This window comes from Methanomethylovorans sp. (assembly GCF_041447285.1).
Classification (GTDB): Archaea; Halobacteriota; Methanosarcinia; order Methanosarcinales; family Methanosarcinaceae; genus Methanomethylovorans.
In genome coordinates this window covers 1-22,038 of the sequence record NZ_JBGMEB010000026.1, presented here as the reverse complement: position 1 = coordinate 22,038, position 22,038 = coordinate 1, and the positions used below count along the sequence as shown (strand labels likewise).

The following is a 22,038-nucleotide window of genomic DNA, read 5'->3' as shown; positions in this document are numbered from 1 at the left end:
AAAATGAAATCAAAGGGAAAGGTTTATGCTTTTTCATTTTCAATCTCCTTTGTTATTCGGTATAAGGAGTGTTATATATGCAGGAGTTTACAGTTGAAGAGATTGCCCGTTACAACGGAAAAGATGGAGAAAAGGCTTATGTCGTGTACAATGGAAAAGTATACGATGTAACTGAGAGTGTTTTCTGGTCAGAAGGAGAGCACATGGGATTGCATGAAGCTGGCAATGATCTCACTGAAGCTCTTGACACAGAAGCTCCACATGAGTCATTTGCCTTGGATGCATGCCCTGTTGTAGGCACAATCAAAAAATGAGTTTAATGCTTTTGTGTTTTTGACACATGCAAGACTTCACTTGCACGGAAGTTTACGCCGTTAACAAGTGGAAATCTATAAATAAAGACCCGATGGATATAACTTCGCTCTCTCAAGGGGGACATATATGCTGGAGATACAAGACCTTACCGTAGAAATTGGGGGCCGTCGAATCCTTAATGGTATTAACCTTAATGTCGAGGACGGCTATAAAAATGTACTTTTTGGACCGAACGGTGCAGGTAAATCAGCTTTGCTGATGACCCTGATGGGATTCTCAGGTTATAAAGTAGTTAAAGGAAAGATCATTTTCAAAGGTGAAGACATCACAAATATGTCCGTCTACGAACGGGCAAAAATGGGGCTTGGGATAATGACCCAGAGGCCGCCAAACATGAGCGGAGTAAAACTGCGTAGTCTTTTAGACGTAGTTTCTAAAAGTGGCAGTGAATATGATGAGATTGCTGAGACACTGGACATGGTGCGTTTCCTTGACAGGGACATAAATGTAGGTTTCTCAGGCGGAGAGATCAAAAGATCAGAGCTATTGCAGTTGTCAGTACAGAATCCTGATATGGTGTTGCTTGATGAGCCTGAATCCGGAGTAGATCTCGTGAGCATTGAGCAACTTGGCATCACTATCAAGAACCTTTTGAGTGGCCGTGGTAAATGTGCGGGAGAAAGATGTAAACATGGTAAATCGGCCCTTATCATCACCCATACCGGTCAGGTACTGGACTATGTGGAAGCAGATAGAGGATTTATACTATGCAATGGAACAGTGATGTGTTCCGGTAACCCGCACGAGATGCTGCAGGACATTAAATCACAGGGGTATGAGGAGTGTATCAAATGCAAGATGAACTTTCGCTGAAGAAAAAGGCAGAAGATGCGCTTAAGAAGAGTGCTGCCTATGGTGAGGATTTAAACCTTGATGATTATCAGCTAGCCAGCAAAGAGGTAGAGGTTACAGAGGATCTTCTGACTCTCAGTGCAGATGATCAGAAAACGCTCTTAAATGTGGGTGTTGTACCCAGTGAGGAAAACCGCAGTGGCACTTTCATCATGCTTAACAATGCAGTCTCGCATGCATCTGTCAAACAGGACGATGAAGTTGAGCTCATGTCCCTTCAGGACGCTATTAAGAAATACGACTGGGTGAAGGATTATTTCTGGAAGCTTGTGAAACCTGATGCAGACAAATATACTGCTATGACCTACTTGCAGGACGCAGATGGCTATTTTATCCGCGCTCCCGCAGGAAAAAAATCCAAAATGCCCGTCCAGACATGCCTGCTAATTGGTTCCAAACAAGTTTCGCAAACTGTGCATAATATAATAGTTGTAGAAGAAGGTGCACAGCTTGATGTAATTACGGGATGTTCCACCAGAAAGGGTGTGGAAAAGGGATTACATCTCGGAATTTCAGAAATGTATGTGAAAAAGGGAGCTACCCTTAACTTTACTATGATACATAACTGGGCTGAACAAATAGGTGTCAGACCCCGTACTGTGGTGCATGTTGAAGAAGGCGGCACTTACATCAACAATTATATTACTCTCAAACCGGTTAAGTCAGTCCAGATGTATCCGACAGTCCACCTTAAAGGAAAAGGAGCGTTTACACGACTGAACAGCATAGGTGTGGCTCACCCCGGCTCCGAGCTGGATCTCGGAAGCAGGGTAATATTTGATGCTCCTGATACGAAGGCAGAGCTGATCTCAAGGACTATCACCACCGGTGGAACAGTCATTGCAAGGGGTGAAATGATAGGCAATGCCGATGGAGCAAAAGGACACCTTGAATGTCATGGTCTTGTGCTTTCGAAGGAAGGTACTCAGAGGGCTATACCCATCCTAGAAGCAAATGTTGAAGATATTGAGCTTTCCCATGAAGCTGCTGTGGGCAGGATTGCCAGGGAGCAAATAGAATACCTTATGGCTCGTGGTCTTACTGAGGAAGAAGCTGTCGGAATGATTGTGAGAGGTTTCCTTGATGTGGGTATTCAGGGTATACCTGATGAACTGAAGGCAAGTATAGATGAGACAATTGCCAAGATTGGTGAGAAAGCTATTTAATTATATATGATGATGCGGAGAATCTAAATCTCTGCATACCTTTTTCTTTTCTGATATTTATGTATAAAATATTGTTAAGTAAAGGTTTTTATTATTTTATGCCATTAGATAAAGCCGAGAGGATAATGAATGAATAAACAGAGCGCTATTTCTATTTTTCTCGTTGTTATTATGTTAGGGTCTGTAGTTGCTGTCTTCGTTTCGGGTGAGTCCAAGAACAACAAAACTACTACAAGTGATACAACAGGTATTGAGGCACCTAGCATAGATACCATTGCCGGTGAACATATTGATCATCAGCTTGATTCCATTGCAGATGGAATTGCAATGAGTCCAGATGGTATTACATCTGCTCAATTTGTTGATTTTACTAAGGTTTACAATAGCCAGTTACAAATGTTCGAGCCAAATGCGACTCAAATGGCAGCAATATATAATGTATGGGTGACTAAAGAGTTCAGTGCTGTCGACAATAATATCGATAAAAGTTCGGATTCAGTATTCCAGCTTCACTCCATTTATCCGGAAGTTGTTAACTTCCAGTATGTACAATCAGCAGAACCATATAATGGATATTATTTGCTGTCAAGGGGCAATAATTATTCTAACGTAGTTGGTTCACCAATGTTATTAGGTAGTGAAACAAGGGTCAAGACTGTACTGGATGTCCTTTCCGGTAATGCTGAGGCTTCGCATGATTTCGACTACTTGCTTAGTAAAACCGAGCCAGGAGCAGCGATCCAGATCATAAGTTCTGACAAGAAGCTGACTGCTGATCAATACTACCTAGAGTTTAAAGCTATAGATAACGAAACATATGCCAGGGAAACTATCTACCTGGACCTGAACCAAAGCGTTCTGACAAAACTCAATTCGCTTGCAGAGAACAGTTCAAGCCGTGGACTTGATTATGATATTGCAGAAGATGGTAATATCACCACCGTGGTTGTAAAGGCAAATGAATCTAATCTTTTAGGCCTTGCATTTGAGCCTTTCGTCTAAGGCTCTTTTTCATTTTTCGACGGAAAGGCTTTTGTTCTAATAAATCCTTCTGCGCAGGCTACGTTAGTATTTTGCCGTAAGGTATATAAATAAATGCAACGATTGATAGCCAACGCTTGATGTAAGTTTCTTTAAAGGCACTAACGCAGGCAGTTGAAGATCATTAAGCCAATCTGTTCCGGCTTGATTTATTCCGGAGCTACAATGAATGATGAAAGACTATGAAATATATTCATGGTTTTGAAGGAGATAAATAACATGGCAAAAAAATTCGATATTCCAGTAGAGCTCGCTGACAAAGCCCTCGAGAGCGTTGAACTTGCAAGAGACACAGGTAAACTCAAGAAAGGTACCAACGAAGTAACAAAAGCAATTGAGAGAGGTATCGTAAAGCTTGCAGTCATCGCAGAGGACATTCAGCCAGAAGAGATCATTGCTCACATCCCTGTTCTATGTGAAGAGAAGAATGCACCATATATCTTTGTAAAGCAGCAGAAGGAACTTGGAGCTGCATGCGGTATTGGCGTAAACTGTGCAACAGTGGCCATCATAGATGCAGGAAAGGGTGCAGAGCTTATTGACGACATAGTCCAGAAGGTTAACGCCCTGAAGTAATCCCCTTGGGAGGTATAGACAATGGCAGATGATGATACAGGATATGCGGCAGAGGTCATCGATGTTATCGGAAATACCGGTATGCACGGTGAAGCCAGCCAGATCCAGTGCAGAGTTCTGGAAGGCCGCGACAAAGGTCGTATAATTACCCGTAACAGTGTAGGCCCTGTAAGGATCGGGGACGTCTTCATGCTTATGGAGACCTCAAGGGAAGCAAAGAAGCTTACTACAAGGTGATGTAAAATGGAGCAGAGAAAGTGTTCTTTCTGCGGTGAGTTACTCGAGCCAGGTACTGGAAAGTTGTTCGCCAAGAAAGACGGATCTACATATTATTTCTGTTCATCCAAGTGCGAGAACAACTTTATGCTTGGAAGGCTTCCAAGGCGTACCATTTGGACAGAGCAGGGCAGAGTCTACCTCAAAAAAGCCTAAGTCGGTGTCAAAATGGAACAGACTTATGTGATGATAAAGCCAGACGCTGTACAGAGAGGTCTGATAGGCGAGGTCATCTTAAGGATTGAGAGAAAAGGGCTCAAGATAGCAGCCATGCGTATGAATGTCATGGATAAGGACAGTGCTAAGGAGCATTACAAGGAGCACTCCGAAAAGCCCTTCTTCCCTTCTCTTATAGATTATGTCACCTCCGGCCCATCTGTATCCATGGTCATCGAAGGTAAGAATTCCATCGCGATCATGAGGAGCATCAATGGAGCAACCAATCCGGTGAATGCATTGCCTGGTACTATCCGCGGCGATTTTGCAGTTGAGACCGGAAGGAACATTGTGCATGCTTCCGATTCACCTGAGGCCGCAAAGCGTGAGATCTCCATTCATTTTAAGGATAATGAGATCACAGGTTACAAGAAGATAGATGAAGCATGGTTATATGAGTAAGCTGGGATAGAATGGTTTTCACCTACAGGATCATTTTTGTGATCAGTATGGAGAATAACCTGCTCCCTATATTCCACACATCTTAAGAACAATAATCGAGGGGTTTCTCATGGTAGATAAAAAGAATTTACGAACTCCAATTGTATCTGTGATGGGGCACGTAGACCACGGGAAGACCACGCTGCTTGATAGGATACGGGGAAGTTCGGTAGCTGCCGGTGAAGCAGGCGCAATTACCCAGCATATTGGTGCTACTGAAGTGCCTATAGATGTAATTGTTGAGAAATGTGGTAATCCTTCCTTAAGGGAAAGGTTTCTAGTGCCGGGGTTGCTGTTCATCGATACGCCTGGTCATCACGCGTTCACATCTCTGCGCAGTCGCGGAGGAGCGCTCGCTGATCTTGCTATTGTTGTCGTTGACATCAATGAAGGTTTCAAGCCACAGACCATAGAAAGCCTGCAGATCCTAAAGCGCTTCAAAACTCCTTTTGTGGTCGTAGCCAATAAGATCGACAGGATACATGGTTGGAACTCCACACCAAATGCTCCTTTCCTTGTAAGCTATAATAAACAGGCTGAACATGTGAAAGGGTATCTTGACAATAAATTCTATGAGGTCATAGGTGAACTTTATAATGTCGGGTTCAATGCTGACCGTTATGACAGGATAAAGGATTTCCAGCGCACAATAGGCGTTATTCCTATTAGTGGCCAGACCGGAGAAGGAATAGCTGATGTATTGATGGTATTGCTTGGGCTTGCACAGAAATTCCTGGAAGCAAATCTGCAGTATGATGCAACTGGTCCTGGAGTAGGAACCGTACTTGAAGTGAAGGAAGAACGTGGTCTCGGTACCACTGTTGATCTGATACTTTATGACGGTATGCTGCAAAAAGGCGATACTATTGTAATTGGAAGCCTCGGTGAGCCGATACAGACAAAAGTGAGGGCTATCCTAAAGCCCAGGCCATTGTCTGAGATCAAATCCGAAGAAAAGTTCCAGCAGATCGATAAGGTAATTGCAGCTGCTGGTATAAAGATCTCGGCCCCTAATCTGGATGGAGCCCTTGCAGGTACTCCTTTAAGAGTTGCCACTCCGGAAACCCTTGACAAGATCGTTCAGGATATTAAGCAGGAAGTAGATGCGGTACACATTGACACCGATGCAATGGGTATCACTATCAAAGCCGATACCATTGGATCCCTCGAAGCTCTTGTTAATGAGCTTCAAAAAGAGGAGATCCCTATAAGGAAAGCTGATGTCGGCGACATTACGCATCGTGATATAGTTGAAGTCTCAGCTATAGAGGACCCGCAATACTCAGTGCTTGTGGGATTCAACGTAAAGATACTACCGGATGCCAGAGAAAAAGCTCAGCTGTCTAACATCAAGTTGTTTGTGAATGATGTTATATACAGGCTCATTGACGACTATAAGGATTGGATAGAAGAGCAGAAAGAACTCTCTGAAAAGAATATTTCAGAGACTATTATCAAACCCGCTGTCTTCCAGATAATGCGTGACTGTATTTTCAGACAGAGTAAGCCCGCAGTTGTCGGAGTAAAGATCAGATCTGGTATCGTGAGGACAAATGTTGACCTCACTAATGCTGATGGTGTGGTCATTGGCAAGGTCAAAGGTTTGCAATTAAGAGGCGAAAACATAGGTTCTGCAAGAACAGGAATGGAAGTAGCCATGGCAATTGAAGGACCTACGGTCGGACGCCAGATAAAAGAGGAAGATATTCTTTACGTGAATGTGCCTGAAAGGCATGCAAAGATACTCGAGCATGAAATATGTGATTCTCTTTCTGCGGATGAAGTGGAAGCTTTAGATGCATTCTTGGAGCTTAAGAGGAAAGAAAACCCATTTTGGGCAAAGTGAAGAACAGATATCATATTGCATAAATTACAAGGATTTATAACAATTCGGAGGAATAAAGTTGGCAGATTTTAAAGTAGTCGTTTCAGATCCAAAAACAAAGAGCTATCAATTCGATGTGAAGGGTCCTGAAGCAAATAAGTTCATCGGAAAGGCAATAGGCCAGGATATTGATGGCTCTGTAGTTGGTCTTGCAGGATACAAGCTCTTGATCACCGGTGGAAGTGACAAGAGTGGAATGGTCATGAGACCAGACCTTCCAGGACCAAAGAGAAAGAGAATTCTTGTTGCTACTGGTGTGGGTTATGTGCCTAAGGCCAATGGCATGCGCCGCAGAAAGATGATGCACGGAAAGGAAATCTCTCCTGATATCATCCAGATCAACACCAAGGTTGTTGAGTACGGCGAAAAGTCCATCGAAGAGATCGTCGGTGGCGGCAAGACCGAAGAGTGATCCTGCTAGGATCATTCACTTTTATATTTTCTATTTCTTATTCTTGATTCTATTCAAAGTTCATCCGTGATATCATTCTTGAAACTGTAGTTTCAATCCTTTTTTGATGCTGATATGGAAAGAGCATATTTGTGTTCTCCAAATCCTACATCCACAAGCGCTCCTGCCTTTAAAAGCTTCTTAAAATACTCTGCAGTGCTTTTCTGTTCCATTCCCAGTTCCTTTGAAGCTTCAACAATGCTTATAGCTCCATATTGTTCAAGTATTTCAAGAAGCTGGTCATACAATTTGGAAGTTTCCTTATCCATATTGTGCCAGAAAGCAAATCTTTCTGATTGTTTCAGCTCTTTGTTAAAACAAAAAACACCTGTTGCAAGATCATAAATGAAAAGCGACATTCGCAGATGAAAGAAAGATGCTGCCCATTTTATAATGTCTTCTGGCCACTCAACACCCACTACACAGAGGCTGAGATATTGCCCGGATGGTACCCTGTCCGCTTCTTTCTGCATGAACTCAGTTATTTGTTTAAGGCTCTCAAAAGGCTTGAATACAGTATAAAAAGTAATAGTTTTACTGAAAAGGCTATCGTATATGTATCCTCTTATGTATCTCTCCCCTTTTTCAAATTCCCATCTCTTGTCCCCAATGTACACATCATTTGCTGATATTTCAGGATGGTTGGTTGAATACTTCTGTTCCAGTAAGTTAAAATAACTATATAGGCTGGCAAGCAGATGAGGTGGAAGTTCTCTGCCATCCGGCTCTATAGTCACATTATATGAACTGCTGGCCATAGGTATGCCCATGCTCTGACCAGTAGGAGAAGTTCTTGTATCTATTGGTGTTTCCCTGTGGATGCCGAATATCTCCATAGTAGAGGGGCCTGAAGATATTTCTGCATTTGTTGGAACTTCTCTACAGATCCCGAAAGCTTTTACAGTAGCAGAGGTCTCTTTGACCGGCTCGCTAACAACACTGATGCCTGCCCTAATCTTGAAATCCTTTACCACGTCATCAGAAACAGGTATTATCTCCCTGAAATTTCTCTGTATTGCTGTGAGCAGCTGCTGCAATTTAAAAACATCTATGTCCTCAGAAGAGGAAGTTACAGTTTGGTAGAATCTTTCTGAACTCTCAATGAAGCGTTTCTCTGAAGCATAAAAATCGTCTAAGTTACCTTTCCTGCTGTGGAATGTATCAAGGCCGGAAGATCTGATCTCCGGAAGCAGGTTATTGATATTAGACCTCAGGTCCCTTAGAAGGGATGTTGTTTCCATATCATGCCTGCTATAACTTTTTCTGATCAATCCGTCTACAGCAGCATATGCTTGCTCCAGATGTTCCTGAACAGTTTTCCTGTTCCTTGCCTGTAGCTCCGCTGGCTCTTCAACTGCTGTCATATCTCCACTCCCCGTTTATCTTATTGTCTAATCTGATCTTTTAGTAACTATTCACCTTGCATCCAGTTCTCTTTTAAGAATATCCTCAAAAGCATCTGTTTCTCCGGTGTCCATGATCTGATCCTTTGCCTCAATGTACCAGCTGAGAATGGAAGGTTTCCTCTGCTTTATCGCCTGCAGGAAATCCTGCATCTTTATTTTGCGTGGTTTTCCTCCTCTTAATGCCTCACCCAGAGGAATATCCGCAGCTTCTTTGCAGATGGCAGAGATATCCGCACCTGAATAAGATCCTGTGACGCGTGCAAGTTCCTGCACGTTCACATCCTCTGCAATAGGACGCTTCTTAAGCTGTATGCCGAAAATAGCCATCCTTGCTTCCATATCAGGTTCGGGAATGAATACCAGTTTACTGAAGCGTCCCGGCCTTCGCAAAGCCGGATCTATAGCCCAGGGTTCGTTTGTCGCAGCAAGCACAAGCAGATTGTCATGTGAAGTATCCACTCCATCCATCTGCGCCAGCAACTCATTAACCACACGTTTTGCATAATCCTCACTTTCACTACGCCGCACTGCAATGGAATCTATCTCGTCGAAAAATATTATAGCTCTTTCACTGCCTCTGGCGGTATCAAATACCTGCTTTATATTCTTCTCTGAAGCTCCCACCCATTTGCTTACTATACTGCTGGTCTTGACACTTATGAAATCAGCACCACATTCTTTTGCAGCAGCCTTAGCCATCATGGTCTTTCCACAACCTGGAGGGCCATATAGTAATATGCCTTCTCCTGCCTTCTGCCCGTACAACTTGTACAGCTCTTTATGAGTGAAGGGATATATGATAGACTTTCTGATTTCTTCCTTTACGTTCTCCAGGCCGCCTATATCAGCAAAGCCCACATCCGGGATCTGTTTGAGAAAAAGGTCCTCTTTAGAGAGAGAACTTTCATCACCATTTCCTTTTCCTCTTTCTTTGCCAGAATGCTGTACTTCTGTCTGTCTTATAGACTGTGCTCTTTCCAGCAGATGTTCAGCCAGATCTCTCTGGATGTTTCTGTCTGTAGCATCATCTGTTGTTTTAGACGCTTCATTGTACAGCTTCGCAGCTTTGAGATACAAAGTACGTGCCCGTTCCAGCTCTCCGGAGTCTTCCAGCTCCTTTGCCACTCTGGCGTATCCCCGAGCCTCTGCCGCCATGGAACTTGATGCAGCCAAGTTAGCACCTCAAGTTAACAAAATAAATTTATTTGCTTTCAGATAGCTCCGACTCTATCTTCTTTGAAAGCTTATCCTCTGATGCCTTTTCACCACTAAGCTCTGCAAGGAGTTCAGACCGCAGAGCATCCTGCATTTCACTCAGTTCAGTATTTCCGCTCATCGCAACATCCATCGAAGAGGTCATCATGCTCGTAGCCGTGTTGACCTTTTCCATAGAGGTACGAATGTTCGTGATGGCACTTTCCATCTTATTCGTGTCAAATCCCAATTGTTTCTGCCATTTGCCCAGGTCCTGGCCGATCTCTACGACTTCTTTAAGACCAGTTTGCATTTCTATAACATCGGTCATGGACTGCGCCATTTCCACCATGCTGCCAATGGTATTTACCTGCCCGTCCACCAGAGAATAGCGCCTTGAAGCCACTCTGAATTCTCTGTCGTTGCCTTCAGAAAGTGCATTCTTTGCTTCTTCACGTGCTTTATTTTTCTTTTTGACCAGTTCTTTCTCTCTGGCTGAGAGCCTTTGTTCCGAAATGGCAAGTTTGGTTTTGAGCTCATCAGGTGACACTTTCTTGAAAGGGTTGTTGATCTCCACTTATATGACCTCCTCCATCTTCATCTGCTTGGCATATCTGATGCACAGCTTTACAGCCTCAGATTTATTGATAGCCTGTCCGGAATTCACCAGTTTTTCAAGATACTGGTTGATATCCTCAGAAACCCTCGCGCTCACAGGATATGATCTGTTCATGTTAACTCCCTTTGGAAGTTGTCATTTCCCACAAATGTTTACCATTTAATACTTTGGCAAAACCATATATATAATCTTTACCGATTAATAATTATAGAATAGTGTGGGGGAACACAAATGGCCTTCAAATGGAAAAGACAGCCAGATGAATTAGCTAGGGTAGTTCCAAAGAAGAACGTGGATGGGTTTTTCAGAAAATCTGTGATCCTCTCTCCAAACGAAAAAGGTGTGCTGATCAAGGAAGGGGAGATAGAGGAAGTTATCGAAAGTGGGAAACTAAGTGTGGGTGGTTTGCTAAGTCCCGGCACTATCCGCAAGGATGTGGATGTTGCCCTTATAGATACATCACCTAAAGACCTGCAATGGAAATGTTCAAAACTCTGGACAGCAGACAACCAGAGCTTATCGTGTAGTGGCGTGCTCAGGTTCAGGGTCATGGAGATAAAACGTTTGTTCCAGATGATCTTCGCCTACACGACATCTGATAAAGATGGAGAGCGGAGTTTAAGTGTGCAGGATGTCTACAAACGCCTGGAAAGCGAGGTCATCACGCTTGTACTTGAGCCGGAGGTCAGGACCGAGAACATAGAGAACATCTATGGTAATAGGGAACTGCGGATGCGTCTGGAGAACGAACTGGAAATGAAGCTGCGTTCTACGTTGGAAATGTGGGGGCTGGAAATGCTCAGGTATACAATACAATGGGACCTGGGATCATACGGCAGGGTTATGGAGGCAACTAACCAGTTCCAGACTGAAGAAGAACTTGCTGAGCTTAAGACACTTGGAGAAGAAGGAAAATACGAGCGCTTTGGGCGGGTAGATGTAGCACAGGTACGGGCATCACAAGCTCCAACAGCCGTAAGAAGTGAATTTGTCCGTGAGGAACGCCTGAAAGAAGAAGAAGCCCGGTTGGAACTTGAAAGGCTGCGCCATGAAACAGATATGAAAGAAGCCTTAGATGCCATAGCACTTAAAGATCAACTGCATATCTCAAAGGCAAAAGGAATGCGTGCGGAACTTGAAGTAGAACAGGATATGAAGGACCGGGAGCATTACAGGGACATGGATTACATCAGTGCTGTTACTAGTACCGGCGGTGCTGATGTTGCCAAGACCATAAGTGAAGGCAGAGAGTACGCAAAACTGTCATCAGAGCAGTTAGAAGCCCTTGCCAAAGTAAAACAGAGTGAGGTTATGGCAAAGGAAGATAAGGTTTCCTTTATGATGGATGTCGAAGACCGGGAGCGCGCTGATGCCTACAGAAGACATGAACTGGATGCGGGTTTGATGGGTGCTGCAAGTTCAAAAGGTGGCTCTGCTGTAAAGCGGTGTTCCGGGTGTGGCTCCACAATTCCTGCAGAGGCGAGTTTCTGCAGCCAGTGCGGAAAAAAGCTTGAGTGATTGGAAAGGATGTGGCATATGCTGATCCACAAGTCCTATACCTATGCATTATTTCTCTTGCTGTCTATATTTGCCATCCCCTTGGCAAGTTCAGCTGACGGTATAATTCCCCTCAGTGACTACACTTACTATGACGATAGCATTCCTCTGATGGAATACAGTTTCATTGAAGTGGACAATGGCTATTACTTGAATGTATACTCAGTGGACACTTACAGCAATACTGTGGAACTTTCGATTACTTATGGCTCAGTTGTGCTCATTGACCAGATTTACAGTCCCGGAACGCATTTCTCATACTATGATGACAAGATCAGTATTGATTTTGACATTGACAGCCTGTACACTGACGCTTATTATATTAATTATGTGTTGATCTCTAATGTAGAGGTTAGTTCAGAAGAAACGTACACTACTGATACTGCCTCTACCACATCTACTACTTCCACCACCTCCACTACTGGTTCCATTGCCATAACTACCACACCTCCGGGAGTGGAAGTATATCTGGATGGTTACTATATGGGTACGACCGGCTCTGACTATTTTTGGATATATGATGTGCAGGCAGGCACCCACACTATAGGACTCTCCAAAGTAGGATACCAGAGTCTGGAAGAGAGCGTCTATGTTTATGCCGGGGTGGTATACTATCATCCACGCACGCTTTCAACGATCACTGACATTTCCGGTACGGGATATAGTGACTCTACCCAGACTGATGATGCAATATATGGTGTCCTGGGCCTGTTAATGATTCTTGTTGTGGTGGTGTTCCTTCTGCTATTCTTAGTACTCCTTCTCAAAGGTAAGAAAAAGGGCACTAAGCAAAAAAAGACAGTGGAACCAGTTGTTATAAATAAAGTTAGCAAAGCTCCACCAGTAGTTGTTGAGTCCACTCCTGTAATGTCACCACCCCTGCCCACTGAAAAGCCACAGAAAAAGATAACTGAATCTGTTAATACACCTCCTGTAACCGGGAAGAACGGAATTCCTATTGTGGTAAAATCAGCATTCCAATATGCAGGTGCCTCTATCCAGTATAAGGTAAAAGTTGAGAACCTTTCCAAAGACCCGATAGGTGACATAAAAGTGGATTTGTTCGTTCCTGATGTATTCTATATGCAGGAGAAGGAAAAGACCATCTCCATGCTGGAACCAGGTGAAAGTAAAACAGCGACATTCGAGATACGTCCCACAGGCGAATGCGGTGATTGTGCGATCTCAGGTTCCATTACATATTATGACTATAGCCTGAGGAAAAGAAGAAAAGGCGATATTGTAAGCAAGATGGTAAGCATTATCTGCCCTGTGCTAAGAAGACGGGAAATCCATGAAGATGCCTGGAGGCAAAAGGTTAACAAGATGCTTGTGGCAGAAGAAGAAAGCCTTGACCTCGATATTCCTGCAGAGAATCTTTTTGATATCTCTTCAAGAGTGCTCAGGGACTTGAACCTGTACATGCTAAATCCGGAAACGACTTCTACGCCGCAGCTTTTCACAGGTGTTGCAAGGTTCTTCGCTGAAGGTGTTTCAGGTATGGAATATGCAGCCTATGTGGAAGTAGTTGGGAAACGTAAATCTCGCCTGATACTTAAAGCCTGGGCTCAGAAAGAAGAAGCACTTACAGGTTTCTATCATAAGATGCTTGAAGAGATCCAAAAAAGAACAGATGTAAATCTCTTTGTGGACACGGCCACTACTCAATACAACATTACCAGCACCACTACCATTCAGGATAGTGTTATACAGCGCTCGAATATCGGTGCAGGGAAGAAGAAATGTCCAAAATGCGGTAGAGATGCGGAAGAAGGAGAAAAATTCTGTATGCAATGTGGCGAAAAGCTTGAATGACAAACGTTTCTTTTTCTGTGTTTCTCTTTTTTCCTTTTCTTTTCCTTCTACGTAGAACTATAAAGTGCTATATGTGCAACTATTTATCATTATTTTTAGTTGTTATTTTAATAACAACAAAGTCGTATTTTTATAGGAAACTATAAATATAAGTCTCTTCTATAAGGCACATATCCTGACAAAAAGCTGTAACAGTTGAGGTGTGTAATTATAAAAGGCATATTTGAAAAACTTGGAGTCTTCATCGAGGACAACTCAGTAGCTATCGGACTGATTGCGCTGCTGTTAATAGTCCTCTCCCTGCAGGGAGCCCAGCTCATTGAAATGAAATCAGGGACTGATACTTTTGTTGAAAAGACCTCCAAGCTGTATCAGGATTTTGACCATCTTTATCTTAATCTTTTCAGCACCCAGTCAATAGTTGTGATGGTCGAGGGTCAGGATATCACAAATCCGGAACTTCTCAAAGCCTTGGACAGGGCCCAGCTTTCAGCTGCTAATATACCAGGTGTAATTGAAGTGACTTCTCCTTCCACCGTTATAAAAGAAGTTAACTACAAAATGACCGGGAATGCAGAAATACCCGATGATGAAGCAACTATAAAGGGTATAGTGGCTTCATACATGCCTTCTGCTCTTATGCCTGATGACACCCACGCTTTCATGTCTGTTGTAATAGAAGGAACTACCACGGACCAGATGCAGGAAGAGATATTGGAACAGACAGAGTCAGCTGTTGCGTTTGCCAAGTTTCCGCCGGACTACAATGTGATAGTAACCGGTGATCCTGCTTTTAATGTTGCACTTAACTACGAGATGAACTCAAGCATGGGGCCGTTGCTTGGGATATCAGCCATACTGATGCTAGTAGTACTTTATATGGTATTCAAGCATGTTCGGTGGAGACTACTTCCGTTACCAATTGTACTTCTGGGTATCATATTAACTTTCGGTGCAATGGGTTTCATGAACATACCCATGACAATGGTATCAATGGCCGCTTTTCCGGTACTTATCGGGCTTGGGATCGATTATGCTATCCAGTTCCATAACCGCATAGAGGAAGAACTTGCAAAAGGAGAAGATGCTGCTGAAGCAGTGGTGCAAACTATTAAGCACATCGGACCTGCAGTGCTTATAGCTCTGATCATCACAGCTCTGGGTTTCTTTTCTCTGTTTACATCTGCAGTGCCCATGATACAGGATTTTGGAAAACTTCTGCTCATAGGAATAGTCATGTGTTTTATTGTTTCCCTCTTTGTAGGTGTCACAGTCATCTATACTCTGCATCGCCTGGAGGATAGAAAGAACTCGAAAAAAGGTATCAATAAAAAGAATGATCATCCAAGCAACACAACACAACCTGATATATTAGATCGATTGATCGGGAAGATGACTTCTTTCACATTAAAATATCCATGGATTATCCTAATTATTGCAAGCTTGTCCTGTCTTGGTGGCATGTACGTGGATTCTATGGTTCCCCTGCAGACAGATGTCCAGACTTTTGTCCCACAGGACATGCCTGCTTTATTGGACCTCAAACATCTTGGAAGCATACTGGGTGGTACCGATCAGCTAAATCTTGTAATTAAAACAGACGACAATGCCAATCCTGACCTGCTTAAATGGATTGACGAGTTCTCACAGCACGAAGTTGAGGGCAGATCTCACATATATGGGTCCAATAGTATTGTGTCTCTTGTAAAAGAAATGAACCGCGGTGAGATCCCGGATACTGCCGAAGAAGTAGAACATATATATGCACAGATACCAGATAGCCAGAAACAATGGTACCTCCATGGCGGGAATATCATGGTGCTGAACCTTAACATCGGCAACGCTATGGGGGAACTTGGACTTGAAGGTATATCTGAACTTTCGGATACCGTCGAAGAAGACATTAAATGGTTTGTTCCGCCTCCTGGCACCACTGTTACTATCACCGGAAATTCTGTAGTTTTCTTTGAGGTGATCGGTGCGCTTACTTCAGGGCGTATGTTGATGACAATGCTTGGTATAGTCATGGTCTTCATAGGACTGATGGCAATTTACAGAGATCACCTTAAAGCTCTGACTCCTGTCATTACAATGCTGATAGTAGTAGGATGGTCCGGAGGTATCATGTATTATACAGGTCTCGAATACACTCCCATGACAGCAACTCTTGGTGCACTTATTCTTGGAGTGGGTTCCGAATATGCTATCCTTATGATGGAGAGATATTTCGAAGAGAAAGATAAAGGCGCCACGCCTGATGAGGCTATGCATGAGGCAGGTCTCAAGATGGGGAAAGCCATTATCAGTTCCGGACTTACTACCGTTTTTGGTTTTGCTGCATTGATCGCTTCTCCCTTTAGTATGACCAGCAATTTTGGCTTCATTACGGTAATTGATGTTACGTTGGCACTGTTTGCTACATTTGTAGTATTCCCTCCCGTGTTGGTCTTATTGGACAAGCACAGGGAACAAAGGATCTCGAAAAAGAAAATGAAAACCATGAATACTAACCATGCCAAGGCAACGGAGGTTAGCACCATATGAACAATAGATATTATAAACGAATTACAGCGTGCTTTTCCATCATTCTGGTAGTTGTGATTATGCTTAGCATGCTTTCAGCTGTGGGAGTATGTCCTGCTTCTGCAAAGGAGTTCTTGCCAGCTACATATCAGCAGACTACAAACTTTTACACAAGCTACGGAGAACCGGACCTTTATGCTTCAGTGCTTGGAGATGCTGAAGTTAAAAGAGGGGAAACAAGAGATCTAAAGATCGTTATTTCCAACAGGGGAGTGCTCTATGGGGCTAAGAGTGCACAAGGTGTCGGTACTTCTGAAACTAAACAGGCTCTTTCCATCAAAGAGCTGAACTATGAATCTCTCCGTACTGTTGCTTATGGTGTGAAAGCGACCTTGGTTACCAATTCAGAATATATAGATGTTGACCCGACCACTAACAGCCAGACCTTGGAAGAAGTTTTTCCGGGACAATTGCCCGATCCTCTTGTATTTACTCTGACAATCTCAGAAAATGCACCTGCTGGTGTCTATATGCTGGTTCTTCCTCTTGCATATGAATATCAAAAAGATATACGAATGACTGCGGGAAGCACAGCTGTTCAGGGTATGCCTTCAAAGGATCATGAAACCTTTTATCAGACAGCAAATAAAACCTTAACAATTCCGATAGTTATAGAGCCTGAGCCCAGGTTAGAAGTTACTGAAGTGTCGGGACAGCTTTCAGCAGGTAGCACTAGTACCATAAATGTCACCTATACTAACACCGGGGAGCTTCCGGCAACAGATGCTACTGCAAGGATCGTTGCAATGAAACCTCTCTCTTGTGGTGGGTCTACACAACCCCTTGGCACTATTGAACCGGGTTCAAGCAAAACTGCATCATTTGTGATCGCTTCAGAACGTACAGCTGTGGCGAAGACATATGGATTGGACAGTGAGATCAAATACATCGATACAGACGGTGAGATTGCATATTCAAGCAATATGAAAGTGGATGTCCCGGTCACACCTACTGAAGATAAATTGAATATCACCGGCATTGCCATCATCGGCATAATCATTACTTTGATAGTAATAATATCTAAGAACATATTGAGGAGCATGAACCAAAAGAACAGAGGGATTGAATGAACAGCCTGAAAAATGTGACTAATGTATTAGCATTCTTATTTCTGGTAATTTCCATTACAGCACCTGCATGTGCACAGTTACCTGAATTCTTTAACTTTGATGACAATTACTATTCCGTCTACGGAGGACCTAATGTAACTGCAACTTTGATCGGGGATAATGAGTATTCCCGTGGGGACACAGTAACAATAGACCTCAATCTGATGAACAAAGGTGTTATCAGCGGCTTTGAGGACGAAGCTGATAAAGACGACCTTGATGAACTTGAACAGAAGTTGCAGATGACAGAGATGAATTATGAAGCACAGAGAACTACTGCTATTGGTATTGTAGCTATTCTCAACTCTTCAAGTCCATACGTAATAGTCAAATCCGGACCACAAGAGGCTGGATCTCTTTCCTCCGGACAGCAAACTGAAGATCCTGTGCAGTTTAGCATAGAGATATCCAAGAATGCTCCCGCAGGCACTTATCCCTTGAACCTGCAACTGTATTATGGGTATCAGCAGGATGTTCAGATCAATGGTGATGATGAAACTGATCTGGGTATCACCAATATGGAAGTGGGACTGTGGTATGCTGTGGGTCAGCAGAACCAGACTATCAACATAAAGGTAGATAATGAGGCTGATTTTGAGGTGGTGAATGCTACAGGTACGCTATATGCAAATTCAGATGGGATGCTGCGTGTCACCTATAAGAACACAGGAGAGATGACGGCAAAAGACGCTACAGTCAGAATTAGCCCCGATGATCCTTTCAGTACTACGGACGATCAGGCTTTCTTAGGAACCTTGGAGCCAGGGCAGACAGCAGATGCTTTATTTAAGCTGAAAGTTGATGAAATGGCAGTGGCAAAGGCATATTCCATCAATAGTGAGATCAAATACGAGGATCAAGATGGGCATAGCCAGATATCAGATACTATTAAGATAAAGACTGAAACATTGCCTGCAAGGTCTTTTGGTGAGTCATTGTCAACTTATACTGGATTGTTTGCGATCATTTTAATAGTGATCGTTGCTGCAGGTGGTTTTTTCATCTACAATAAACAGAAAAAAGGATAGACGGGTAAAGAATAAACCCCTCTCTCCTTAATTTAAAGGAAAAAAGTTTCATGTTTTCACTTATTGATTCTCTTAAGAATTTAGGACTTACCGAGTATGAGGCCAAGGTCTTTGTGGCATTGAACAGGTATGGGAGCGGCACAGCCACAGACCTTCATATGTTCTCAGGCATACCAAGGCCTGCTGTATACGGAGTCCTAAAAAAGCTTGCTGAACGTGGTCTTATTGAAGTGCAGCATACAAAGCCCATGCGATACAAATGCATCTGCCCTCAGGAAGCCATTGAAAAGATCAAAAAGGATTTTGAGCAGGAAACTGAATTAGCTCTTGAAAAACTTGAAGAGGTATACTCAAGTGAGGATAATGAAATTCAGGAAGAGGTTGTCTGGACTATAAACGGCCTGAAAAATGTAACTGACAGGATAATCCAGGTTATTTGCAATGCAAGATCCGAAATAATTGCAGAAACCCCTCATCCAGGTTTCAGGGATCTTGAAAATATGTACCCGCTGGTAGAAAAGCACCATCAGGAACTTGCTGAGGTATTAAATCGCAAGATCAGCGAAGGTGTTAAAGTGCGTATAATCGTCTATTCGCCAGCGGAATTGCAGGATATAGCAAAACAAATTCCAGCAGCAGAACTTAGATTGTATACTCTCAAAGACGAAGAATTCAGAAAAGGTGGAGTTATTTTAGTAGATAGCTCTGAGGTGTTGATAAATCTCAGGAAAGATGCAGGTTCAAGAGAAGAGCTCGCAGCTATCTGGTCCAATGGAAAAGAGTTTGTTTTCTTTGTGAAACACTTACTTGAAGCCGAGTGGGAAGTTGCTCAAATTTATTTGGATTAAAAAAGGAATAATTCGGAGCAATTTCAGAGCAGCCTTTTGCCTGCATCAGGGCCTGATATGCACTCGTATACTTCTGTGATCTTCAATACCACAAGGCTTCTGGCTGGGAATCTGTCTCCCATGGACTTGACCATCTTGTACATCTTTTCGTAATCTTCACCACTTGTTTTGATCTCTATGGGGCCTTTTATCTGGAAACAGCCCTGTGTCTCAGGTCCCCATACATACAGGGCAACCATGGGATTTTCCTTGAGGTTTTCAAGTGTTTTCAGGAAAAAGTTATCGGCTATCCAGACCGTTTCATCGTCTTCCTGCAATTTACAGAAGCCGATGGGTATGACATTTGGAACGCCTTCTTTTGAAGCGGTTGCCAGTGGAAATATCCTCATTTTGGAAAATGCGTCTTTCATAGATGAATTAAGCTTTACCATTGCATCACCTGTTCGATAATAGATCTCAGATAGCATAGTATAAAAGATAAACCTTCATTATTCGTTTTCATTGAGTATCTTTATATACATGTTTTACATAATGTAAAGTAAACAGTACATTATGTTAATTTAAATTTACTTAATGTAGTTTATAATACATATGAGGCTCAATATGAAGAAAAATCAATTCAGCGTTTTCTCGTTTATTATTGTAGTGGCTGTCGGAGCAATTGTAGGATTTGCATCTTCTATAGGGAATCCGGTACTCGTAGGCGGGGGTATGTTTGCAGGCATGGTGGTGCTATATCTTGCCAAAAAAACAGTTAATGGGGTTGTGGAAGATGAAATGAACTTTCACATAGGTCATCTTGCTTCCACCCTCACAATTAAAATTGTTGCTATATGCTTTGCTGTAGTTGGCTCCATTCTCATATCAATGAGAAACATATATCCTCAATATATGGATCTTGGCTTTTTCCTTGCCTATGCAAGCTGTCTTATTATATTGCTTTATGCAATCCTTTACTCGTACTACAACAGGAAATACGAGGCATAGGATGAAGAACAAAATAAAAGTTCACAGAGCTATTCACGACCTTACCCAGGAAGCTCTGGCGGACAAACTGCATGTAACAAGGCAGACGATAAATGCAATTGAAAAGGGAAAATACGATCCTTCTCTTGAACTTGCATTCAAACTATCTCAGCTGTTCGAGGTTCCTATTGAGGAACTATTTGTCTATGAAGTAAAAGAGCCTGTTCAGGAAACACAGACTTAATTCTTTTATATTCAAAGCCAATATTTCAAAATCTCCTTTCTTGTATCAAGTTCAATCATATAACAATTCCATAGGCTGGGCATGTAGCTAAATATCCATCAGAGAAAATAATGGTCTCACGCACCAGTTCTTCATCTATCTCTTTATGGTTTCCGATAGCTGCCAGAAAATTCGCTTTAACCAGGAATTCTCCGGCAATTTTATTTAATAAATGGACTCCCTGATCAACAATTGAGTCATATGCTCCTGAGTTTATTGCATTCAAATAAACCATTCCTGTAAAATGGTCATGGTGTGCGATATTCAACAAATATTGGCGCATGTATTTGATTGCAGCAGCAGAGCAGGCTCTTGGTCTGATCCCTGAATAATCTGTTACTCTAGTGGTTTCAGTTTCACCGTTTCTTTTGAGTATCAGTTCCTTTATCTGGTTTTCTTCCAGCTTAAAGACCATCCATTTCAGATCTTTAGATAAATAAGTGGGCAGATCCATGAAGTTGTCAGATGATAACTGTGATTCAAAGTCTGTGATGCATTCCTCTGATAATTTGAAGGGATCGATCACAATGGAGGAGGCGCATTCTATAAGTTTTTTCTGCAATGCTTCAGGAGGAATGTAATTTTCCAGTACCTGCGGCAAAGATGAATACATTTCATCTGCTTTAGATATTCTTTGCAGTATGATTTCAGAGGGCGTCTCTGAAATAACCTGTTCTCCCGTTTGAAGTAGTTTGGAAGAACCAGGCGCTTCAATAACTCCTCTGCATGTCATAGTGACATATAACTGTATACGCCAGCCGAAAAATATCTTGATTGGATAGTTCCTGCAAATAATTGAACGTATAGGGTAGATGCCACATCTGTTATCTTCCCTGAGGTAAATGCAGGCACCGATATCATTCTGTTGTTTCATAGTGAATACATTACAGAATTGAGGGTCAGTTGTCTCCCACTTTTTTAAGGCAGCAGGTTCCATATCTTTAATCCGGAAAAAACTATCCTCAGATTCCATTACTTCTGCAGGATAACTGCAACAGAACCCGCATCCTTCCAGACAACTAAAATTCATTCCTTTGAGCGGTGTAAGGTCTATCTGTGTCACGGTGAACTTCCGCTTCATGTAATCTTAATTATGCTTATCTTATATGTTCTTGGAAAATATAAGTTGCAGTCGTCTATTCTGTCGAGTCAAACATTTTGATGCAAAATTTAATATATAATAAATACTCATTGTCCCCTTTCTTTATTATACAGGAATACTCTTAGAGGCCATCAAATTAGCTCCTTAGATTTCTATTCTAATTTGATGTACTTTTTTAGAATAGCCTTCCAAACGAATTCCTGAGTTTAACTTTATTTTGCAATTCAGTAAGTACCAATAGTTGATAAG

24 protein-coding genes are annotated in these 22,038 nt (G+C 42.5%); 18 read left to right on the top strand and 6 right to left on the bottom strand.

The window, feature by feature from the left end; translation table 11 throughout:
- Positions 1–77: 77 nt before the first annotated feature.
- From ACC612_RS13610 to ACC612_RS13565, 10 genes are all read left to right on the top strand, one after another.
- The gene (locus tag ACC612_RS13610) at positions 78–314 is read left to right on the top strand and encodes a cytochrome b5 domain-containing protein (protein ID WP_371855136.1); all 237 of its coding nucleotides are present in this window, start codon (positions 78–80) and stop codon (positions 312–314) included.
- Between the two features lie 127 nt (positions 315–441).
- The gene (locus ACC612_RS13605; protein WP_371855135.1) at positions 442–1,188 is read left to right on the top strand and encodes an ABC transporter ATP-binding protein; all 747 of its coding nucleotides are present in this window, start codon (positions 442–444) and stop codon (positions 1,186–1,188) included.
- Positions 1,167–2,393, top strand: a complete 1,227-nt coding sequence (locus ACC612_RS13600; RefSeq protein WP_371855133.1) for a SufD family Fe-S cluster assembly protein — start codon at positions 1,167–1,169, stop codon at positions 2,391–2,393. Before ACC612_RS13605 ends, ACC612_RS13600 begins: the two co-directional genes overlap by 22 nt.
- A gap of 129 nt (positions 2,394–2,522) precedes the next feature.
- On the top strand, positions 2,523–3,395 hold the full coding sequence (locus tag ACC612_RS13595; protein WP_371855132.1) for a hypothetical protein: 873 nt from the start codon (positions 2,523–2,525) through the stop codon (positions 3,393–3,395).
- Positions 3,396–3,653: 258 nt separating this feature from the next.
- The gene (gene rpl7ae / locus ACC612_RS13590) at positions 3,654–4,010 is read left to right on the top strand and encodes a 50S ribosomal protein L7Ae (protein WP_371855130.1); all 357 of its coding nucleotides are present in this window, start codon (positions 3,654–3,656) and stop codon (positions 4,008–4,010) included.
- Between the two features lie 21 nt (positions 4,011–4,031).
- On the top strand, positions 4,032–4,247 hold the full coding sequence (locus ACC612_RS13585; RefSeq protein ID WP_015324884.1) for a 30S ribosomal protein S28e: 216 nt from the start codon (positions 4,032–4,034) through the stop codon (positions 4,245–4,247).
- Between the two features lie 6 nt (positions 4,248–4,253).
- Complete coding sequence (locus tag ACC612_RS13580) at positions 4,254–4,442, top strand: 50S ribosomal protein L24e (protein ID WP_321417638.1); 189 nt, start codon at positions 4,254–4,256, stop codon at positions 4,440–4,442.
- Between the two features lie 12 nt (positions 4,443–4,454).
- Complete coding sequence (ndk, locus tag ACC612_RS13575) at positions 4,455–4,904, top strand: nucleoside-diphosphate kinase (protein ID WP_371855129.1); 450 nt, start codon at positions 4,455–4,457, stop codon at positions 4,902–4,904.
- Between the two features lie 109 nt (positions 4,905–5,013).
- Entirely contained in the window at positions 5,014–6,789 is a 1,776-nt protein-coding gene (infB, locus tag ACC612_RS13570) for a translation initiation factor IF-2 (protein ID WP_371855128.1), read from the top strand.
- Positions 6,790–6,847: 58 nt separating this feature from the next.
- Positions 6,848–7,240, top strand: coding sequence for a 30S ribosomal protein S6e (locus ACC612_RS13565; RefSeq protein ID WP_371855126.1), 393 nt, complete (start codon positions 6,848–6,850; stop codon positions 7,238–7,240).
- Between the two features lie 92 nt (positions 7,241–7,332).
- Here the strand turns inward: ACC612_RS13565 and ACC612_RS13560 are convergent, their stop codons facing one another.
- Genes ACC612_RS13560 through ACC612_RS13545 form a run of 4 tightly spaced genes read right to left on the bottom strand, consistent with a single transcriptional unit; the run spans position 7,333 to position 10,612 of the window.
- On the bottom strand, positions 7,333–8,643 hold the full coding sequence (locus tag ACC612_RS13560) for a hypothetical protein (protein WP_371855125.1): 1,311 nt from the start codon (positions 8,641–8,643) through the stop codon (positions 7,333–7,335).
- Positions 8,644–8,694: 51 nt separating this feature from the next.
- A complete protein-coding gene (locus ACC612_RS13555) occupies positions 8,695–9,858 on the bottom strand; it encodes a 26S protease regulatory subunit (protein WP_371855124.1) in 1,164 nt (387 codons plus the stop codon).
- 28 nt (positions 9,859–9,886) lie between these two features.
- Positions 9,887–10,456 carry a hypothetical protein gene (locus tag ACC612_RS13550; protein WP_371855123.1) on the bottom strand — a complete coding sequence of 190 codons (570 nt, stop codon included), beginning with the start codon at positions 10,454–10,456 and terminating at the stop codon, positions 9,887–9,889.
- A complete protein-coding gene (locus ACC612_RS13545) occupies positions 10,457–10,612 on the bottom strand; it encodes a hypothetical protein (protein ID WP_371855122.1) in 156 nt (51 codons plus the stop codon).
- A gap of 117 nt (positions 10,613–10,729) precedes the next feature.
- Here ACC612_RS13545 and ACC612_RS13540 point away from each other — a divergent pair, with 117 nt between their 5' ends.
- The 6 genes from ACC612_RS13540 (at position 10,730) to ACC612_RS13515 (ending at position 19,438) form a co-directional block, all read left to right on the top strand.
- The gene (locus ACC612_RS13540) at positions 10,730–12,016 is read left to right on the top strand and encodes an SPFH domain-containing protein (RefSeq protein WP_371855121.1); all 1,287 of its coding nucleotides are present in this window, start codon (positions 10,730–10,732) and stop codon (positions 12,014–12,016) included.
- 18 nt (positions 12,017–12,034) lie between these two features.
- The gene (locus ACC612_RS13535; protein ID WP_371855120.1) at positions 12,035–13,870 is read left to right on the top strand and encodes a PEGA domain-containing protein; all 1,836 of its coding nucleotides are present in this window, start codon (positions 12,035–12,037) and stop codon (positions 13,868–13,870) included.
- Between the two features lie 195 nt (positions 13,871–14,065).
- A complete protein-coding gene (locus tag ACC612_RS13530) occupies positions 14,066–16,414 on the top strand; it encodes a hydrophobe/amphiphile efflux-3 (HAE3) family transporter (RefSeq protein ID WP_371855119.1) in 2,349 nt (782 codons plus the stop codon).
- Positions 16,411–17,523: a COG1361 S-layer family protein gene (locus ACC612_RS13525; protein WP_371855118.1), complete on the top strand. Its 1,113-nt coding sequence runs from the start codon at positions 16,411–16,413 to the stop codon at positions 17,521–17,523. Before ACC612_RS13530 ends, ACC612_RS13525 begins: the two co-directional genes overlap by 4 nt.
- On the top strand, positions 17,520–18,590 hold the full coding sequence (locus tag ACC612_RS13520; protein WP_371855117.1) for a COG1361 S-layer family protein: 1,071 nt from the start codon (positions 17,520–17,522) through the stop codon (positions 18,588–18,590). Before ACC612_RS13525 ends, ACC612_RS13520 begins: the two co-directional genes overlap by 4 nt.
- A gap of 50 nt (positions 18,591–18,640) precedes the next feature.
- Positions 18,641–19,438 (top strand): TrmB family transcriptional regulator, encoded by a 798-nt coding sequence (locus ACC612_RS13515; protein ID WP_371855116.1) that lies wholly within the window; start codon positions 18,641–18,643, stop codon positions 19,436–19,438.
- A gap of 23 nt (positions 19,439–19,461) precedes the next feature.
- On the opposite strand, the gene ACC612_RS13510 is transcribed toward ACC612_RS13515, so the two are convergent.
- Positions 19,462–19,869, bottom strand: coding sequence for a pyridoxamine 5'-phosphate oxidase family protein (locus ACC612_RS13510; protein ID WP_371855115.1), 408 nt, complete (start codon positions 19,867–19,869; stop codon positions 19,462–19,464).
- Positions 19,870–20,041: 172 nt separating this feature from the next.
- On the opposite strand from ACC612_RS13510, the gene ACC612_RS13505 reads away from it, so the two are divergent.
- Complete coding sequence (locus ACC612_RS13505) at positions 20,042–20,425, top strand: DUF2178 domain-containing protein (RefSeq protein ID WP_371855114.1); 384 nt, start codon at positions 20,042–20,044, stop codon at positions 20,423–20,425.
- 1 nt (position 20,426) lies between these two features.
- Entirely contained in the window at positions 20,427–20,648 is a 222-nt protein-coding gene (locus tag ACC612_RS13500) for a helix-turn-helix transcriptional regulator (protein WP_371855113.1), read from the top strand.
- 55 nt (positions 20,649–20,703) lie between these two features.
- On the opposite strand, the gene ACC612_RS13495 is transcribed toward ACC612_RS13500, so the two are convergent.
- Positions 20,704–21,768 (bottom strand): YkgJ family cysteine cluster protein, encoded by a 1,065-nt coding sequence (locus tag ACC612_RS13495; protein ID WP_371855112.1) that lies wholly within the window; start codon positions 21,766–21,768, stop codon positions 20,704–20,706.
- Between the last annotated feature and the right edge of the window lie 270 nt (positions 21,769–22,038).

What these genes read in the sequence shown, in the direction of transcription:
- ACC612_RS13495 (WP_371855112.1), bottom strand. Translation starts at nt 21,768, where the DNA reads ATGAAGCGGAAGTTCACCGTGACACAGATAGACCTTACACCGCTCAAA.
- ndk (WP_371855129.1), top strand. Translation starts at nt 4,455, where the DNA reads ATGGAACAGACTTATGTGATGATAAAGCCAGACGCTGTACAGAGAGGT.
- ACC612_RS13500 (WP_371855113.1), top strand. Translation starts at nt 20,427, where the DNA reads ATGAAGAACAAAATAAAAGTTCACAGAGCTATTCACGACCTTACCCAG.
- ACC612_RS13505 (WP_371855114.1), top strand. Translation starts at nt 20,042, where the DNA reads ATGAAGAAAAATCAATTCAGCGTTTTCTCGTTTATTATTGTAGTGGCT.
- ACC612_RS13585 (WP_015324884.1), top strand. Translation starts at nt 4,032, where the DNA reads ATGGCAGATGATGATACAGGATATGCGGCAGAGGTCATCGATGTTATC.
- ACC612_RS13560 (WP_371855125.1), bottom strand. Translation starts at nt 8,643, where the DNA reads ATGACAGCAGTTGAAGAGCCAGCGGAGCTACAGGCAAGGAACAGGAAA.
- ACC612_RS13515 (WP_371855116.1), top strand. Translation starts at nt 18,641, where the DNA reads ATGTTTTCACTTATTGATTCTCTTAAGAATTTAGGACTTACCGAGTAT.
- infB (WP_371855128.1), top strand. Translation starts at nt 5,014, where the DNA reads ATGGTAGATAAAAAGAATTTACGAACTCCAATTGTATCTGTGATGGGG.
- ACC612_RS13540 (WP_371855121.1), top strand. Translation starts at nt 10,730, where the DNA reads ATGGCCTTCAAATGGAAAAGACAGCCAGATGAATTAGCTAGGGTAGTT.
- ACC612_RS13605 (WP_371855135.1), top strand. Translation starts at nt 442, where the DNA reads ATGCTGGAGATACAAGACCTTACCGTAGAAATTGGGGGCCGTCGAATC.
- ACC612_RS13610 (WP_371855136.1), top strand. Translation starts at nt 78, where the DNA reads ATGCAGGAGTTTACAGTTGAAGAGATTGCCCGTTACAACGGAAAAGAT.
- ACC612_RS13510 (WP_371855115.1), bottom strand. Translation starts at nt 19,869, where the DNA reads ATGGTAAAGCTTAATTCATCTATGAAAGACGCATTTTCCAAAATGAGG.
- ACC612_RS13600 (WP_371855133.1), top strand. Translation starts at nt 1,167, where the DNA reads ATGCAAGATGAACTTTCGCTGAAGAAAAAGGCAGAAGATGCGCTTAAG.
- ACC612_RS13580 (WP_321417638.1), top strand. Translation starts at nt 4,254, where the DNA reads ATGGAGCAGAGAAAGTGTTCTTTCTGCGGTGAGTTACTCGAGCCAGGT.
- rpl7ae (WP_371855130.1), top strand. Translation starts at nt 3,654, where the DNA reads ATGGCAAAAAAATTCGATATTCCAGTAGAGCTCGCTGACAAAGCCCTC.
- ACC612_RS13520 (WP_371855117.1), top strand. Translation starts at nt 17,520, where the DNA reads ATGAACAGCCTGAAAAATGTGACTAATGTATTAGCATTCTTATTTCTG.
- ACC612_RS13525 (WP_371855118.1), top strand. Translation starts at nt 16,411, where the DNA reads ATGAACAATAGATATTATAAACGAATTACAGCGTGCTTTTCCATCATT.
- ACC612_RS13595 (WP_371855132.1), top strand. Translation starts at nt 2,523, where the DNA reads ATGAATAAACAGAGCGCTATTTCTATTTTTCTCGTTGTTATTATGTTA.
- ACC612_RS13535 (WP_371855120.1), top strand. Translation starts at nt 12,035, where the DNA reads ATGCTGATCCACAAGTCCTATACCTATGCATTATTTCTCTTGCTGTCT.
- ACC612_RS13545 (WP_371855122.1), bottom strand. Translation starts at nt 10,612, where the DNA reads ATGAACAGATCATATCCTGTGAGCGCGAGGGTTTCTGAGGATATCAAC.